This window comes from Streptomyces sp. Mut1 (assembly GCF_030719295.1).
Classification (GTDB): Bacteria; Actinomycetota; Actinomycetes; order Streptomycetales; family Streptomycetaceae; genus Streptomyces; species Streptomyces castrisilvae.
Map to the genome: position 1 here is coordinate 920442 of NZ_CP120997.1, position 17090 is coordinate 937531.

Annotated in this window: 7 protein-coding genes and 3 rRNA genes; 3 read left to right on the forward strand and 7 right to left on the reverse strand. The window is 66.3% G+C overall.

Annotated elements, in window-relative coordinates; genetic code table 11:
* Nucleotides 1-13: 13 nt before the first annotated feature.
* From P8A18_RS03700 to P8A18_RS03720, 5 genes are all read right to left on the reverse strand, one after another.
* Nucleotides 14-2509 carry a mannose-1-phosphate guanyltransferase gene (locus P8A18_RS03700; RefSeq protein WP_018555061.1) on the reverse strand — a complete coding sequence of 832 codons (2496 nt, stop codon included), beginning with the start codon at nucleotides 2507-2509 and terminating at the stop codon, nucleotides 14-16.
* Nucleotides 2510-2621: 112 nt separating this feature from the next.
* Nucleotides 2622-3230: a cardiolipin synthase ClsA gene (gene clsA, locus P8A18_RS03705; protein WP_306051810.1), complete on the reverse strand. Its 609-nt coding sequence runs from the start codon at nucleotides 3228-3230 to the stop codon at nucleotides 2622-2624.
* A gap of 147 nt (nucleotides 3231-3377) precedes the next feature.
* A 5S ribosomal RNA gene (gene rrf / locus P8A18_RS03710) occupies nucleotides 3378-3494 on the reverse strand.
* A 95-nt stretch (nucleotides 3495-3589) separates the two neighbouring features.
* Nucleotides 3590-6714 (reverse strand): 23S ribosomal RNA (locus tag P8A18_RS03715).
* Between the two features lie 307 nt (nucleotides 6715-7021).
* Nucleotides 7022-8547: ribosomal RNA gene (locus P8A18_RS03720) — 16S ribosomal RNA — on the reverse strand.
* The 16S, 23S and 5S rRNA genes sit together here, the layout of an rRNA operon.
* A gap of 695 nt (nucleotides 8548-9242) precedes the next feature.
* On the opposite strand from P8A18_RS03720, the gene P8A18_RS03725 reads away from it, so the two are divergent.
* Nucleotides 9243-9692, forward strand: a complete 450-nt coding sequence (locus P8A18_RS03725; RefSeq protein ID WP_306051811.1) for a PTS sugar transporter subunit IIA — start codon at nucleotides 9243-9245, stop codon at nucleotides 9690-9692.
* Nucleotides 9693-9771: 79 nt separating this feature from the next.
* The gene (gene ptsP, locus P8A18_RS03730; protein WP_306051813.1) at nucleotides 9772-11442 is read left to right on the forward strand and encodes a phosphoenolpyruvate--protein phosphotransferase; all 1671 of its coding nucleotides are present in this window, start codon (nucleotides 9772-9774) and stop codon (nucleotides 11440-11442) included.
* 83 nt (nucleotides 11443-11525) lie between these two features.
* On the opposite strand, the gene P8A18_RS03735 is transcribed toward ptsP, so the two are convergent.
* A complete protein-coding gene (locus P8A18_RS03735; protein ID WP_306051815.1) occupies nucleotides 11526-12470 on the reverse strand; it encodes a DUF8829 domain-containing protein in 945 nt (314 codons plus the stop codon).
* A gap of 40 nt (nucleotides 12471-12510) precedes the next feature.
* On the reverse strand, nucleotides 12511-14487 hold the full coding sequence (locus P8A18_RS03740) for an acetoacetate--CoA ligase (RefSeq protein WP_306051817.1): 1977 nt from the start codon (nucleotides 14485-14487) through the stop codon (nucleotides 12511-12513).
* Between the two features lie 251 nt (nucleotides 14488-14738).
* Between P8A18_RS03740 and P8A18_RS03745 the strand changes: the two genes are divergently transcribed.
* Nucleotides 14739-17090, forward strand: a complete 2352-nt coding sequence (locus P8A18_RS03745; RefSeq protein ID WP_306051819.1) for a glycoside hydrolase family 31 protein — start codon at nucleotides 14739-14741, stop codon at nucleotides 17088-17090.

Sequence of the window (17090 nt, forward strand, 5' to 3'; positions counted from 1 at the left end):
CGGGGGCCGGACCTCAGTCGCCCGCGCTGTCGACGACCGCCGCCCACTCGTCGAGCAGCGCCTGTGCCGACTCGTCGTCGGGGCCTTCCGCCCAGAGGTGGGTGACCGCTTCGGCCCTGTCCGGCAGGACCATCACCCAGCGCCCGTCCGCCTCCACGACCCGTACGCCGTCCGTCGTATCGACGTCGCGGTCCCCTGCGGCCTCGACGACCCGCCGCATCACCAGGCCCTTCACGGCCCATGGCGTCGCGAGGTCACGGCGCAGGACGTGGGCGTGCGGGATGCGGGCGTCGATCTGGCTGAGCGTGAGCTGAGTGCGCGCCACCAGCCCGATGAGCCGCACGAAGGCGGCCGTCCCGTCGAAGACGCTGCTGAATTCGGGAACGATGAAGCCGCCGCGGCCGTCTCCACCGAAGATGGTGCCTTCTTCACGCCCCACCCGGGTCAGGTCGTCGGGCGACGTCGTCGTCCATTCGACCTGGGTTCCGTGGTACGCGGCGACCTGCTCGGCGACCCTGGTGGTGGTCACCGGCAGCGCCACCCGTCCGCTGCGCCGCTCGGCGGCGACGAGATCCAGCATGACCAGCAGGGCCCGGTCGTCCTCCACGATCCGGCCCCGCTCGTCGACCAGCGAGAGCCGTTCGCCCACGGGGTCGAACCGGACGCCGAAGGCCGCCCGCGCCGAGGAGACGATCTCCCCCAGGCGCACGAGCCCGTTACGCCGGGTCTCGGCCGACTCGGTGGGGCGTGATTCGTCCAGGCCGGGGTTGATGGTGAGCGCGTCCACGCCCAGCCGTCCCAGGAGGCTCGGCAGCACGAGTCCGGCGCTGCCGTTGGAGGCGTCGACAACGACCTTGAGCTGGGCGTCCGCCACCCCCGTCGTGTCCACGTTCCGCAGGAGTGCGCCGGTGTACGAGTCGAAGACGCTGGACGGGAAGTAGATGTCCCCGATCTCGCCCGGGAAGGCACGCCGATACTCCTGCCTGGCATAGACCCGGTCCAGCTTCCGCTGCCGTGCCTGCGAGAGGTCGGCGCCGCGTTCGTCGAAGAACATGATGTCGACGGAGTCGGGCACGCCCTGGGACGTACGGATCATGATTCCGCCGGCGCTTCCGCGCGCGGTCTGCTGGCGCGCGACGGGCAGCGGTACGTTCTCCAGGTCGCGGACATCGATGGCACTGGCCTGGAGGGCGGAGATCACGGCCCGTTTGAGGGCCCTGGCACCCCGGGAGTGGTCCCGGGCCGTGGTGACGGTGGAGCCCTTCTTGAGGGTCGTCGCATAGGCGCCGGCCAGCCTGACGGCAAGCTCCGGGGTGATCTCGACGTTCAGGATTCCGGAGACGCCGCGCGCCCCGAAGAGATGCGCCTGTCCGCGGGACTCCCAGATCACCGAGGTGTTGACGAAGGCACCGGCCTCGATGGTCTTGAAGGGGTAGACACGCACGTTCCCCTGAATGATCGATTCCTCACCGACGAGGCACTCGTCACCGATGACGGCTCCGTCCTCGATCCGGGAGGCTCGCATGATGTCGGTGTTCTTGCCGACCACGCAGCCGCGCAGGTTGCTGTGGTCTCCGATGTACACGTTGTCGTGGACGACGGCCTTGTGCAGGAAGGCTCCGCTCTTCACGACGACGTTCGACCCGATGACCGTGTGCTCACGGATCTCGACGCCGGCCTCGACCTTGGCGTAGTCGCCGATGTACAGCGGGCCCCGCAGCACCGCGTCGGGGTGCACGTCCGCACCTTCGGCCACCCAGACCCCGGGCGAGATCTCGAATCCGTCGATCTCGACGTCGACCTTGCGCTCCAGCACGTCGGCCTGGGCCTTCACGTAGCTCTCGTGCGTGCCGACGTCCTCCCAGTAGCCCTCGGCGACGTAGCCGTAGATGGGCTTGCCTTCCTTCATCAGCTGCGGGAAGACGTCTCCGGACCAGTCCACGGAGACGTCGGCCTCGACGTAGTTGAAGACCTCGGGCTCCATGACGTAGATGCCCGTGTTGACGGTGTCGGAGAAGACCTGGCCCCAGGTGGGTTTTTCCAGGAACCGTTCGACCTGTCCCTCCTCGTCCACGATCGTGATCCCGAATTCCAGAGGATTGGGAACACGCGTGAGGCAGACGGTGACCAGGCCGCCCTTTTCCTTGTGAAAGGCGATGAGGTCGGTGAGGTCGAAGTCGGTGAGCGCATCGCCGGAAATGACGAGGAAGGTGTCGTCCTTCAGCGCCTCTTCGGCATTCTTCACGCTGCCCGCAGTGCCGAGCGGCTTCTCCTCGTTGGCGTAGCTGAGCTCCATGCCGAGCTCTTCGCCGTCTCCGAAATAGTTCTTCACCAAAGAGGCGAGGAACTGGACGGTCACGACCGTCTCATTGAGCCCGTGCCGTTTGAGCAGTCGGAGCACATGCTCCATGATCGGCCGGTTGGCCACGGGAAGGAGCGGCTTGGGCATGCTCGAGGTCATGGGGCGAAGGCGAGTGCCTTCGCCGCCAGCCATCACGACGGCCTTCATGTCGGAAACGTCCTCCTTGAGAGACGACGGTCGAGCCGACTTCGCCCGTCAGGGCAGCATCTGTGACATCAGCCGCGGGCCGGCGACGTTGCGCGGCACACACGAAGCGAGCTCAATCGGCTACTGCATCCGCCTTGACGAGTCGGCGGACCTGAACCACGTAGAGGATCCCTGCCCACCAATAGAGCGTTGTACCCCATCCTGCGAACGCCCATCCGAAAACGGTGGCCACCTCTGCCAGCCAACCACTTTCATCGCTGAGCAGCAACAAGGGGAATGCGTACATGAGGTTGAACGTGGCGGCCTTGCCCAGGAAGTTCACCTGGGGCGGCGGATAACCGTGACGGCGCAGGATTCCCACCATCACGAGAAGCATCAGCTCGCGGGCAAGCAGTGCGGCGGTGAGCCAGAGGGGCAGGATCTCGCGCCAGGTCAGCCCGACGAGAGTAGAAAGGATGTAGAGACGGTCGGCGGCCGGGTCGAGCAGCCGGCCGAGGCTGCTGATCTGGTTCCACCGGCGCGCGAGCTTGCCGTCGAGGTAGTCGCTGACGCCGCTGAACATCAGGACCAGCAATGCCCAGCCGTCACTCTTGGGCCCGCCGAACTCGGGGCGGAGAATCAGCCACAGGAAGACAGGTACGCCGACGAGGCGCGCCATGCTGAGGATGTTGGGGATGGTGAGTACCCGGTCCGTCTGCACGCGGGTCTCCTGGACCTCCACCCGGGGGCCTCCTGTGTCAAGAACGTGCCAATGATGCCCCCTGACCCTACCCTCAGCCCCGTCAGGCGGGTGCACAGGGGTACCGAGGGGGGCCGTAAACGCAGAAGAGCCCCGTGCCACAAGGGCACGGGGCTCTTCCTAAAAGGAGTTCGGCGGCGTCCTACTCTCCCACAGGGTCCCCCCTGCAGTACCATCGGCGCTGAAAGGCTTAGCTTCCGGGTTCGGAATGTAACCGGGCGTTTCCCTAACGCAATGACCACCGAAACACTATGAAATAAACAACACCGGACGCTGCGTTTAATTAAACACAGTCACGGCAGTTCGTTATTTCAGAACCAACACAGTGGACGCGAGCAACTGAGGACAAGCCCTCGGCCTATTAGTACCAGTCAGCTCCACCCGTTACCGGGCTTCCACATCTGGCCTATCAACCCAGTCGTCTACTGGGAGCCTTAACCAATCAAGTTGGTGGGAATACTCATCTCGAAGCAGGCTTCCCGCTTAGATGCTTTCAGCGGTTATCCTTTCCGAACGTAGCCAACCAGCCATGCCCTTGGCAGGACAACTGGCACACCAGAGGTTCGTCCGTCCCGGTCCTCTCGTACTAGGGACAGCCCTTCTCAATATTCCTACGCGCACAGCGGATAGGGACCGAACTGTCTCACGACGTTCTAAACCCAGCTCGCGTACCGCTTTAATGGGCGAACAGCCCAACCCTTGGGACCGACTCCAGCCCCAGGATGCGACGAGCCGACATCGAGGTGCCAAACCATCCCGTCGATATGGACTCTTGGGGAAGATCAGCCTGTTATCCCCGGGGTACCTTTTATCCGTTGAGCGACAGCGCTTCCACAAGCCACTGCCGGATCACTAGTCCCGACTTTCGTCCCTGCTCGACCCGTCGGTCTCACAGTCAAGCTCCCTTGTGCACTTACACTCAACACCTGATTGCCAACCAGGCTGAGGGAACCTTTGGGCGCCTCCGTTACTCTTTAGGAGGCAACCGCCCCAGTTAAACTACCCATCAGACACTGTCCCTGATCCGGATCACGGACCCAGGTTAGACATCCAGCACGACCAGAGTGGTATTTCAACGGCGACTCCACAACCACTGGCGTGGCCGCTTCAAAGTCTCCCACCTATCCTACACAAGCCGAACCGAACACCAATATCAAACTATAGTAAAGGTCCCGGGGTCTTTCCGTCCTGCTGCGCGAAACGAGCATCTTTACTCGTAGTGCAATTTCACCGGGCCTATGGTTGAGACAGTCGAGAAGTCGTTACGCCATTCGTGCAGGTCGGAACTTACCCGACAAGGAATTTCGCTACCTTAGGATGGTTATAGTTACCACCGCCGTTTACTGGCGCTTAAGTTCTCAGCTTCGCCACCCCGAAAGGCAGCTAACCGGTCCCCTTAACGTTCCAGCACCGGGCAGGCGTCAGTCCGTATACATCGCCTTACGGCTTCGCACGGACCTGTGTTTTTAGTAAACAGTCGCTTCTCGCTGGTCTCTGCGGCCACCCCCAGCTCAGGAAGCAAGTTCCCTCACCAGTGATGGCCCCCCTTCTCCCGAAGTTACGGGGGCATTTTGCCGAGTTCCTTAACCATAGTTCACCCGAACGCCTCGGTATTCTCTACCTGACCACCTGAGTCGGTTTAGGGTACGGGCCGCCATGAAACTCGCTAGAGGCTTTTCTCGACAGCATAGGATCATCCACTTCACCACAATCGGCTCGGCATCAGGTCTCAGCCTCAATGTGTGACGGATTTACCTACCACACGGCCTACACCCTTACCCCGGGACAACCACCGCCCGGGCTGGACTACCTTCCTGCGTCACCCCATCGCTTACCTACTACAAGTCTGGTTCATCGGCTCCACCACTACCCTCAACTCCGAAGAGATCGGGCCGGCTTCACGGACTTAGCATCGCCTGATTCAGTACTGGGCGTTTCAAAGCGGGTACCGGAATATCAACCGGTTGTCCATCGACTACGCCTGTCGGCCTCGCCTTAGGTCCCGACTTACCCTGGGCAGATCAGCTTGACCCAGGAACCCTTAGTCAATCGGCGCACACGTTTCTCACGTGTGTATCGCTACTCATGCCTGCATTCTCACTCGTGAACCGTCCACAACTCGCTTCCGCGGCTGCTTCACCCGGCACACGACGCTCCCCTACCCATCCATACTCCCGTTGAGGATATGTGTATGAATGACACGACTTCGGCGGTACGCTTGAGCCCCGCTACATTGTCGGCGCGGAATCACTTGACCAGTGAGCTATTACGCACTCTTTCAAGGGTGGCTGCTTCTAAGCCAACCTCCTGGTTGTCTCTGCGACTCCACATCCTTTCCCACTTAGCGTACGCTTAGGGGCCTTAGTCGATGCTCTGGGCTGTTTCCCTCTCGACCATGGAGCTTATCCCCCACAGTCTCACTGCCGCGCTCTCACTTACCGGCATTCGGAGTTTGGCTAAGGTCAGTAACCCGGTAGGGCCCATCGCCTATCCAGTGCTCTACCTCCGGCAAGAAACACACGACGCTGCACCTAAATGCATTTCGGGGAGAACCAGCTATCACGGAGTTTGATTGGCCTTTCACCCCTAACCACAGGTCATCCCCCAGGTTTTCAACCCTGGTGGGTTCGGTCCTCCACGAAGTCTTACCTCCGCTTCAACCTGCCCATGGCTAGATCACTCCGCTTCGGGTCTTGAGCGCGCTACTAAACCGCCCTATTCGGACTCGCTTTCGCTACGGCTTCCCCACACGGGTTAACCTCGCAACACACCGCAAACTCGCAGGCTCATTCTTCAAAAGGCACGCAGTCACGACTGCATGTGCAAGCACATACAGCGACGCTCCCACGGCTTGTAGGCACACGGTTTCAGGTACTATTTCACTCCGCTCCCGCGGTACTTTTCACCATTCCCTCACGGTACTATCCGCTATCGGTCACCAGGGAATATTTAGGCTTAACGGGTGGTCCCGCCAGATTCACACGGGATTTCTCGGGCCCCGTGCTACTTGGGTGTCTCTTAAACGAGCCGTCAATGTTTCAGCTACGGGGGTCTTACCCTCTACGCCGGACCTTTCGCATGTCCTTCGCCTACATCAACGGTTTCTGACTCGTCTCACAGCCGGCAGACTATGAAAAAGAGATCCCACAACCCCGCTCACGCAACCCCTGCCGGGTATCACACGTAAACGGTTTGGCCTGATCCAGTTTCGCTCGCCACTACTCCCGGAATCACGGTTGTTTTCTCTTCCTGAGGGTACTGAGATGTTTCACTTCCCCTCGTTCCCTCCACACTGCCTATGTGTTCAGCAGCGGGTGACAGCCCATGACGACTGCCGGGTTTCCCCATTCGGAAACCCCCGGATCAAAGTCTGGTTGACGACTCCCCGGGGACTATCGTGGCCTCCCACGTCCTTCATCGGTTCCTGGTGCCAAGGCATCCACCGTGCGCCCTTAAAAACTTGGCCACAGATGCTCGCGTCCACTGTGCAGTTCTCAAGCAACGACCAGCCACCCATCACCCCGTTCTTACGAACGAGTGCACTGGGGCCGGCGTTTGAAGGCTGCCTTACGGCCATACCTTCAGACACCCAACAGCGTGCCCAGTATCCGGAATCCCGCCGGTTCGTTTTCCACGCCCCGAAGAGCAGTACTCACGACCCGATGGAGCCACCGGATACTGAATAGTCAACGTTCCACCCATGAGCTGACCACCGTCGAACATTTGCCGACGTTGTGGCTCTGGATTCCTTGCGGAATCTAGATGCTCCTTAGAAAGGAGGTGATCCAGCCGCACCTTCCGGTACGGCTACCTTGTTACGACTTCGTCCCAATCGCCAGTCCCACCTTCGACAGCTCCCTCCCACAAGGGGTTGGGCCACCGGCTTCGGGTGTTACCGACTTTCGTGACGTGACGGGCGGTGTGTACAAGGCCCGGGAACGTATTCACCGCAGCAATGCTGATCTGCGATTACTAGCAACTCCGACTTCATGGGGTCGAGTTGCAGACCCCAATCCGAACTGAGACCGGCTTTTTGAGATTCGCTCCGCCTCGCGGCATCGCAGCTCATTGTACCGGCCATTGTAGCACGTGTGCAGCCCAAGACATAAGGGGCATGATGACTTGACGTCGTCCCCACCTTCCTCCGAGTTGACCCCGGCAGTCTCCTGTGAGTCCCCATCACCCCGAAGGGCATGCTGGCAACACAGAACAAGGGTTGCGCTCGTTGCGGGACTTAACCCAACATCTCACGACACGAGCTGACGACAGCCATGCACCACCTGTATACCGACCACAAGGGGGGCACCATCTCTGATGCTTTCCGGTATATGTCAAGCCTTGGTAAGGTTCTTCGCGTTGCGTCGAATTAAGCCACATGCTCCGCTGCTTGTGCGGGCCCCCGTCAATTCCTTTGAGTTTTAGCCTTGCGGCCGTACTCCCCAGGCGGGGAACTTAATGCGTTAGCTGCGGCACCGACGACGTGGAATGTCGCCAACACCTAGTTCCCAACGTTTACGGCGTGGACTACCAGGGTATCTAATCCTGTTCGCTCCCCACGCTTTCGCTCCTCAGCGTCAGTAATGGCCCAGAGATCCGCCTTCGCCACCGGTGTTCCTCCTGATATCTGCGCATTTCACCGCTACACCAGGAATTCCGATCTCCCCTACCACACTCTAGCCTGCCCGTATCGACTGCAGACCCGGGGTTAAGCCCCGGGCTTTCACAACCGACGCAACAAGCCGCCTACGAGCTCTTTACGCCCAATAATTCCGGACAACGCTTGCGCCCTACGTATTACCGCGGCTGCTGGCACGTAGTTAGCCGGCGCTTCTTCTGCAGGTACCGTCACTTTCGCTTCTTCCCTGCTGAAAGAGGTTTACAACCCGAAGGCCGTCATCCCTCACGCGGCGTCGCTGCATCAGGCTTTCGCCCATTGTGCAATATTCCCCACTGCTGCCTCCCGTAGGAGTCTGGGCCGTGTCTCAGTCCCAGTGTGGCCGGTCGCCCTCTCAGGCCGGCTACCCGTCGTCGCCTTGGTAGGCCATTACCCCACCAACTAGCTGATAGGCCGCGGGCTCATCCTTCACCGCCGGAGCTTTCAACCTTCCCCCAGGAGAGGGAAAGTATTATCCGGTATTAGACCCCGTTTCCAGGGCTTGTCCCAGAGTGAAGGGCAGATTGCCCACGTGTTACTCACCCGTTCGCCACTAATCCACCCCGAAGGGCTTCATCGTTCGACTTGCATGTGTTAAGCACGCCGCCAGCGTTCGTCCTGAGCCAGGATCAAACTCTCCGTGAATGTTTTCCCGTAATCGGGACCACACATCACGAGAGCGGAACAACAAGGTCGGAATAAGACCCGTCGTCCACTGCGTCCTCGCTGTGTAATTGCCTACCAGGTCAGTGACCTCGTAGGACTTTTCAAAGGAACCACCAACCTACCGAAGCAGGCCGGGGTATCAACATATCTGGCGTTGACTTTTGGCACGCTGTTGAGTTCTCAAGGAACGGACGCTTCCTTTGTACTCACCGCAGAACATTTTCTGGGGCTTTCCTCCGGGCGCTTCCCTTCGGTCTTGCGTTTCCGACTCTATCAGACTCTTTCGTGTCCGATTCCCGGTCGAAGCGGGCCGTGCTTTTCCGCTTTCCAGTTCTTCGCTTTCGCGTTTCCCTTTCCGGCGATTCAGACTGTATCAAACCTTTCCGCTCCCCCTGACCGGCCCCCCGCAGACATGCGGGTGCCCGATTTCGGGTTAGGGTTTGGGCTCAATAGCCGCCGCCGACCCCCGACTCAAAGTCGCGTTGGGGCCAGGCAGGAGTACGACAGTACAGGCTGCCGGGAGTCGAGGCAAATCGTTTCCGGTGCGCCCCTAGGTCCTCGAACCGTCAGGACTCGGGCGGAACCGGGACTTCCTATGACTTAGTCTGCTGAGCAGTACGCCGTCCTCCTATCAAGCCGCGGCGGCACCTTCGAAGCTCCACTGGGAGGCCCCCATGACCACTGTGACGTCCCCTCTTACCGGACGTGCCATCGGGCTCGCTGACGTACCCGACCCGGTCTTCGCCGGGGCGATGGTCGGTCCCGGTACCGCCATCGACCCCGTGCGCGAGCCCTCCGAGGCCATCGCACCCGTCGACGGGATCGTCGTCTCCCTGCACCCGCACGCTTTCGTAGTGGTCGACAGCGACGGGCACGGTGTGCTGACGCACCTCGGCATCGACACGGTCCAGCTCAACGGCGAGGGCTTCGAGCTGCTCGTGAGCAAGGGCGACACCGTCACCCGTGGCCAGGCCGTCGTCCGGTGGAACCCGGCCGCCGTCGAGGCGGCCGGCAAGTCGCCGGTGTGCCCGGTCGTGGCGCTGGAGGCGACCGCCGATTCCCTCGGCGCCGTCGTGGAGAGCGGCGAAGTGGCGGCCGGCGACGCACTGTTCAGCTGGCAGTAACGCGATCGGCGCAGTGACAGCCGACTGGATATCCACCACCGCGGAGGCAACGGCCACCGCACGACCGGAGACGGGTGAAATGGAGACAACGCTGCGAGGCGTAGGCGTGAGCCACGGTGTGGCGATCGGCGAGGTACGGCACATGGGCACCGCGGTGCTCGAACCGCCGGCCAAGCAGATCCCCGCCGAGGAGGCGGAGCGCGAGCAGGGCCGGGCCCGGCAGGCCGTGGAGGCTGTGGCCGCCGACCTCATCGCGCGCGGCAACCTGGCCGGTGGTGAGGCCCAGCACGTGCTGGAGGCCCAGGCCATGATGGCCCAGGATCCCGAACTCATCGCCGATGTCGAACGGCGCATCGCCGTCGGGAGCACCGCCGAGCGCGGTGTGTACGACGCGTTCGCCTCGTACCGGGCGCTGCTGGCGGGCGCCGGCGAATATCTGGCCGGCCGGGTCGCCGACCTGGACGACGTGCGCAACCGGATCGTGGCCCGTCTGCTCGGTGTGCCGATGCCCGGTGTGCCGGACAGCGACGAGCCGTACGTCCTCATCGCGCGTGACCTCGCGCCCGCCGACACGGCGCTGCTGGACCCGGCGCTGGTACTCGGCTTCGTGACCGAGGAGGGCGGGCCGACCAGCCACAGCGCGATTCTGGCGCGGGCGCTCGGTGTGCCCGCCGTGGTGGCGCTGCCCGGAGCCGGCGAGCTGGCCGAGGGCACGCTGATCGCCGTGGACGGCAGCACCGGCGAGATCTTCGTCGAGCCGAGCGCCGCGAAGCGGGCGGAGATGGAGAGCGCCGCCGCCGCGCGCAAGGCCGCGCTGTCGGCGTCGACCGGTCCCGGCGCCACGTCGGACGGGCACAAGGTGCCGCTGCTCGCCAACGTCGGCGGTCCCGGTGACGTGCCGGCGGCCGTAGAGGCGGGTGCGGAGGGCGTGGGCCTGTTCCGTACCGAGTTCCTCTTCCTGGACGACAGCACGCAGGCGCCGTCCGAGGAGAAGCAGATCGCCGCGTACCGCGCGGTGCTGGAGGCCTTCCCCGAGGGCCGGGTCGTGGTGCGGGTACTGGACGCCGGGGCGGACAAGCCGCTCGACTTCCTCACGCCGGCGGACGAGCCGAACCCGGCGCTCGGTGTGCGCGGGCTGCGCAGCCTCCTGGACCACCCGGACGTGCTGCGTACCCAGCTGACCGCGCTGTCCAAGGCGGCCGAGGGGCTTCCCGTCTACCTTGAGGTCATGGCTCCGATGGTCGCCGACCGTGCCGACGCCAAGGCCTTCGCCGACGCGTGCCGTGCGGCCGGGCTGAACGCGAAGTTCGGTGCGATGGTCGAGATCCCGTCCGCGGCGCTGCGGGCGCGCTCGGTGCTGCAGGAGGTCGAGTTCCTGTCGCTGGGCACCAACGACCTGGCGCAGTACACCTTCGCCGCCGACCGTCAGGTGGGTGCGGTGTCCCGGCTCCAGGACCCGTGGCAGCCCGCGCTGCTGGATCTGGTCGCGATGTCGGCCGAGGCGGCCAAGGCCGAGGGGAAGAGCTGCGGTGTGTGCGGTGAGGCGGCCTCCGATCCGCTGCTCGCCTGTGTGCTGACCGGTCTCGGTGTGACGTCGCTGTCGATGGGCGCGGCCTCCATTCCTTATGTGCGCACCACGCTGGCCAAGTACACGCTCGCCCAGTGCGAGCGGGCCGCGTCGGCCGCGCGTGCGACGGAATCCGCCGAGGAAGCGCGCCTCGCGGCGCAGGCGGTGCTGTCGGGCGAGTAGGTCCGCGCCGGCAGCACGAGAGCCGGCGGAACGAGAGGGGAAGGGGCTTCCCGCCGGGAGAGGCGGGAAGCCCCTTCGCCGTGTCAGCGGTGCTGCTCCGGCTCGTCGGCACCGATGTCGAAGCCCGCGCAGTACTCCACGCCGGACTCCGGGGCGACCGGTTCACCGGTGTCGGCGTCGGTGCAGTAGGCGCTGAAGACCTCGCCGGCGGTCAGCGGGGCGAGGCATCCCCCGTCGAGCCGCCAGCCGTGCACCCGGTCCGGGGCGCCGGGCGCGCTGGTCCGCAGGACGACTCCGCCGTGGCTCTCCAAGGCGATACCGACGGCCAGCACGCTGACGAATTCGGCGCCCTCCGCGGAGTCGAGGCAGGCCGGTCCCGTGCCGTCCCGGTCGGTGTGCAGGGCGGCGAGCAGCTGCTCGTGCCGCGTGGGTGTGCTGCACACCAGGTGATGGGTGCCGGGACCGGCCGCCGCCAGGGTGCGCTCCAGGAGGTGGGAGGCGCGGTCGAAGGCCGCGCGCCCGATGTCCTGGCCGCAGTCGGCGCAGTCGCCGAGGCCGGCCAGCAGCATGGTGGCGTACTCCCAGGTGGCCCGGCGGACCGCCCGTCCGACGAGGGCCGGGATCAGGGCGTCCATCGGCTGGCCCGCGTAGGCGACGGTGGCTCCGCAGGCGGCGATCTCCGCGGTGAAGCGGCTGCGGCCGGCCGGAGTGTCGGGGGCGATTCCCGCCTCCGCGCAGTACTCCGCGTACTCCTGCGGGTCGAAGAGGGCGACCGTCGTGTGCACGCCCTGGGCGGTGAGGGTCCTGAGGAGGCCTTCCACCTGCTTCAGGTAGACGCCGTGGTCCTCGAAGGTGAAGGTGCGGTAGCGCCGCATCGCCGCGAAGTCCTGTTCATCGGTCAGCAGGCCGATGGTGGTCGGTGCTTCGCGGCGCAGCGTGCGTCGCATGGTGGTGCCGGTCCGTCCGTGGACGGTGGTCCGCTTGTTCCTGGTGTGCGCCATGACTTCCCCCAGTGCGCTGTCGAACATTGCTCACTCAGAGTAGTCATGGGCACTGACAGTGGCGGGTTCAGCGGCGTTCGCGGGCGAGCTTCTCGTAGAAGTGGAGGAGCTCCAGGTTGTCGATCGAACCGGGGTTGACGGCCTTGTCCAGGGCCGTTCCCTGGAGCAGGCGTTTGACCGGAACCTCGATGCGTTTGCCGGTGAGGGTGTGCGGGATGCCGGGGACCTCGATGACCTCGTCCGGGACGTGGCGCGGTGAGAGGTTCTCGCGGATGGTGCGCTTGATGCTGTCGCGCAGGTCGTCGTCGAGGGCGGCGCCCTCCGCGAGGTGGACGAAGAGCGGCATCCAGTAGCCGCCGTCGGGCTCCTCCAGGCCGATGACGAGGGATTCGCGGATCTCGGGGAGTCGTTCGACGGCTTCGTAGATGTCGGCGGAGCCCATGCGGACGCCCTGCCGGTTGAGGGTGGAGTCGGAGCGGCCGTGGATGACGACGGAGCCGCGGCCGGTGATGGTGATCCAGTCGCCGTGGCGCCAGGCGCCGGGGTACACGTCGAAGTAGCTGTCGTGGTAGCGGCTGCCGTCGGGGTCGTTCCAGAAGCGGACTGGCATGGACGGCATGGGCTGGGTGACGACGAGTTCGCCGACCTCGCCGGTCAGCGGCCGCCCCGCCGGGTCCCAGGACTGGAGGTCCGTGCCGAGGCAGGCGGCCTGGAGTTCGCCGATGTGGACGGGGAGGGTGGGGACCGCTCCGGCGAAGCAGCTGCAGACGTCGGTGCCGCCGCTGACGGAGGCGATCCACAGGTCCTCGGCGACTTCGTCGTGGAGCCAGCGGAAGCCGTCGGGCGGGAGCGGGGAGCCGGTGGTGGCCACGCACTGGACGCGGGAGAGGTCGAGGTCGCGTCCCGGGTGGATGCCGGCCTTGCGGCAGGCCATGACGTAGGCGGCGGAGGTGCCGAACAGGGTGGCCCCGGTCTGTTCGGCGACGCGCCACTGGGCGCTGACGTCGGGGTAGCCGGGGCTGCCGTCGTACAGCACGAGGGTGGTGCCGGTGAGGAGGCCGGAGACGAGGAAGTTCCACATCATCCAGCCGGTGGAGGTGTACCAGAAGAACCGGTCCTCGGGGCCGAGGTCGCAGTGGAGGCCGATCTGCTTGAAGTGTTCGAGCAGGATGCCGCCCTGGGACTGGACGATGGCCTTGGGCAGGCCGGTCGTGCCCGAGGAGTAGAGGACCCAGAGCGGGTGGTCGAAGGGGACCTGCTCGAAGACCGGTTCGGTGTCGGCGGCGGTGAGCGCGGACCAGTCGAGGGTGCCTTCGGGGGCGTCGGTGCCGAGCAGCGGGATGTGTACGACGGCGCGCAGGGTGGGCAGTTCGCGGCGCAGTTCGGCGACGGTCTCCGTGCGGTCGTGTTCCTTGCCGCCGTAGCGGTAGCCGTCGACGGTGAACAGGACGACGGGTTCGACCTGCTGGAAGCGGTCGAGGACGCTGCGGGCGCCGAAGTCGGGGGCGCAGGAGGTCCAGACGCCGCCGACGGCTGCGGTGGCGAGGAAGGCGGTGATCGCCTGGGGGATGTTGGGGAGGTAGCCGCTGACCCGGTCCCCGGGGGTGACGCCGAGGGCGCGCAGTTCGGCGGCGAGTGAGCCGACCTGGCGGCGCAGCTCGGACCAGGAGGTGACGGCCTGGGTATGGCTCTCGTCCACGTGGAGCAGGGCGGGGGCTCCGGCGCGCAGCGGGTCCTCGGCGGTGCGCAGCGCGTGTTCGGCGTAGTTGAGGGTGGCGCCGGTGAACCAGGTGGCGCCCGGCATCGAGCGCTCGCCGATGACCTGCTCGTACGGGGTGGAGAAGCGCACGTCGAACCATTCGGCGACGGCTTTCCAGAAGGTGTCGAGGTGGTCGACGGACCAGCGGTGCAGACTGGCGTAGCCGCCCTCGGCCGGTGCGCCGTGGTGCTCGGCGGCCCAGCTCTGGAAGCGGGTGACGGCTGCGGCCGCGATGCGGTCGGGGCCGGGCTGCCACAGGGGGGCTTCGTCGGCTGCTGAGGTCATGGGGCGGCTCCCTGGCTGTAGCGGGTACGCGGTGTGTGCGCAGGTCGCGCGCACGGGCTGGGGTGTGCGCGTGAGGCGACGCCACGGACGATGCCATGTGATCGTCTCTCGCACCAGGGTTGCCCGTACATGCTCTCGTGTCCCGGTATGTGGTCCGGGCACGTACGGGCGCGGGTGCGCCGCGGACCGGCGCGGGTGAACGGAAGTTGAACGGGGCCTGTTCGCGCCCTCGCGGGTGGCAGGGTGACCGCATGAACGGTCGTGACCTGGTGCGCTCGGTGAAGCTGGTCGGTTCGAAGCGGGGGCTGCGCACGGTGCGCTCGGCGTGGCGCCGGGTGCGTGCGGACGCGCGGGCGCTGCCCTCGCGCGGTCCCGAGCGGGCGCGGGTGCCGGGGCCCGTGACGGGGGCGGAGCCGGGGCCGGGAGGCGGTGTGGTGAGGTTCGCCCGTTCGGAGCTGCGGATCCGGGTGGCGGTGGGCGGTGCGGTGTTCTGGGGGTGGGACGGTGCGGAGCCGCTGCCGTCGTACGCGTTGCCGAGGGAGGCGCCCGGTGCCGATCCGAGGGCGGTGCTGGAGCCGGGTACGGACGGTGGCTGGCAGGTGGTGTCGGAGCGGCTGACGGTCGCGGTGTCCCGGCACGGGGCGGTGGAGCTGCGGACGCCGGGCGGGGTGGTGCTGCGCCGGGAGCTGCCGCCGAGGTGGTGGGAGCCGGTGGGCGGCGGGGACGCGCGGTGGGTGCAGCGCTCGGAGGTGCCGGCGGACGCGCGGTTCTTCGGGCTCGGCGGGCGGGCTTCGGGGCCGCGGCTGCGGGACGGGTCGTACGGGTTGTGGAACACGGATCCGGGCGGGCGGTTCGGGCCGGGTGACGATCCGCTGTATCTGACGATGCCGGTGCAGGTGGTCGTCTCGGACGCGGGAACTCATCTGGTGTTCCACGACAACTCCTGGTCGGGCCGGGTGTCGTTGCGGGAGGGGAAGGAGGGGGCGGGGTCCGGGCACGACCGGCCGGGGATGTCGGAGGTGCGGATGGACGGGGGGCCGCTGCGCTGCTGGGTGGTGGCGGGCACGCCGGCCCGGGTGCTGGCGGGCTGGTCGGCGCTGACGGGGGCGGCCGTGGTGCCGCCGTCCTGGGCGCTGGGTCCGCAGCACGCGCGGTGGGGGTTCGGGAGCGAGCGGGAGGTGCGGCGTGTCGCGGCGGGGTACCGGGAGCGGGGGCTCGCGCTGTCGGCGCTGCATCTGGACATCGACCACTTCGACGGGCACCGGGTGTTCACGGTGGACCGGGAGCGGTTCCCCGATCTGCCCGGCCTGGCGAAGGAGTTGCGGGAGGACGGGGTGCGGCTGGTGTCGATCGTGGACCCGGCGGTCGCGGCGGTGGCGGGGGACGAGGTCCACGACTCGGGCCGGGCGGTGGGCGCCGCGGGCGCGTTCGTACGGGATGCCCGGGGGCGGGTGGTGCGCGGGGAGGTGTGGCCGGGGGCGTGCGTCTATCCGGACTTCACCGATCCGGACGTGCGCGCGTGGTGGGGCGGACTGTACGAGGAGCGTCTGGCGCGGGGTTTCTCCGGGGTGTGGCACGACATGAACGAGCCGGTGTCGTTCACGCCGTTCGGCGATCCGTCGCTCCCCCGCTCGGCGCGGCACGCGCTGGAGGGGCGCGGCGGGGATCACCGCGAGGCGCACAACGTGTACGGCCTGGCGATGGCGCGTGCCGGGTACGAGGGGCTGGCCCGGCTGCGGCCGGACGAGCGGCCGTTCCTGTTCTCGCGCTCCGGCTGGGCGGGGATGCAGCGCTACGGGGGCACCTGGTCCGGTGATGTGGCGACGGGCTGGCCGGGGCTGCGGGCGTCGCTGGCGCTGGTGCTGGGTCTCGGTCTGTGCGGGGTGCCGTACTCGGGTCCCGACGTGGGCGGGTTCGACGGGTCGCCGTCGCCCGAGCTGTATCTGCGGTGGTTCCAGCTGGGGGCGTACCTTCCGCTGTTCCGTACGCACGCGGCGATCGACGCGGGCCGCCGGGAGCCGTGGGAGTTCGGGCCCGTGGTGCTGGCCGGTGCGCGGGAGGTGCTGGAGGAGCGGGAGCGGCTGCGCCCGTACTGGGTGACGCTGGCCCGGCTGGCCCGGCTGACGGGGGCGCCGTACGTCCGTCCGCTGTGGTGGTCGACCCCCGGGGACCGGGCGCTGCGCGACTGCGAGGACGCGTATCTGCTGGGCGACGCGTTGCTGGTGGCTCCGGTGCTGGAGCCGGGGGTTTCCGAGCGGGCGGTGCGGCTGCCGCCGGGGCGCTGGTACGACACGGTGAGCGGGGCGGTGTACGAGGGGCCGGGGCAGGTGGTGGTCGAGGCGCCGCTGTCGCGGGTGCCGGTGCTCGCGCGGGCCGGGGCGGTGATTCCGGTGCGGGGCGCGGACGGCGGGGTGGAGCTGGAGGTGTGGGCCCCGGTCGTGGGGCGCGGCGGTGGCGGGACGGTGGTCGGGGACGCGGGTGACGGCTGGGAGCCGGTGACGGTCGAGCGGTACACGACGCGGCTGGTGGACGGGCGGGTCGTGGTGGAGCGTGACGGTGAGGAGGGCCGTGTGGAACGGCCGGTGCGGGTGCGGGGGGTGTGA

Bases quoted from the DNA above. Each gene is read 5' to 3' on its own strand.
- P8A18_RS03700 (WP_018555061.1), bottom strand. From the start codon at position 2,509: ATGAAGGCCGTCGTGATGGCTGGCGGCGAAGGCACTCGCCTTCGCCCC.
- P8A18_RS03725 (WP_306051811.1), top strand. From the start codon at position 9,243: ATGACCACTGTGACGTCCCCTCTTACCGGACGTGCCATCGGGCTCGCT.
- ptsP (WP_306051813.1), top strand. From the start codon at position 9,772: ATGGAGACAACGCTGCGAGGCGTAGGCGTGAGCCACGGTGTGGCGATC.
- P8A18_RS03735 (WP_306051815.1), bottom strand. From the start codon at position 12,470: ATGTTCGACAGCGCACTGGGGGAAGTCATGGCGCACACCAGGAACAAG.
- P8A18_RS03740 (WP_306051817.1), bottom strand. From the start codon at position 14,487: ATGACCTCAGCAGCCGACGAAGCCCCCCTGTGGCAGCCCGGCCCCGAC.
- P8A18_RS03745 (WP_306051819.1), top strand. From the start codon at position 14,739: ATGAACGGTCGTGACCTGGTGCGCTCGGTGAAGCTGGTCGGTTCGAAG.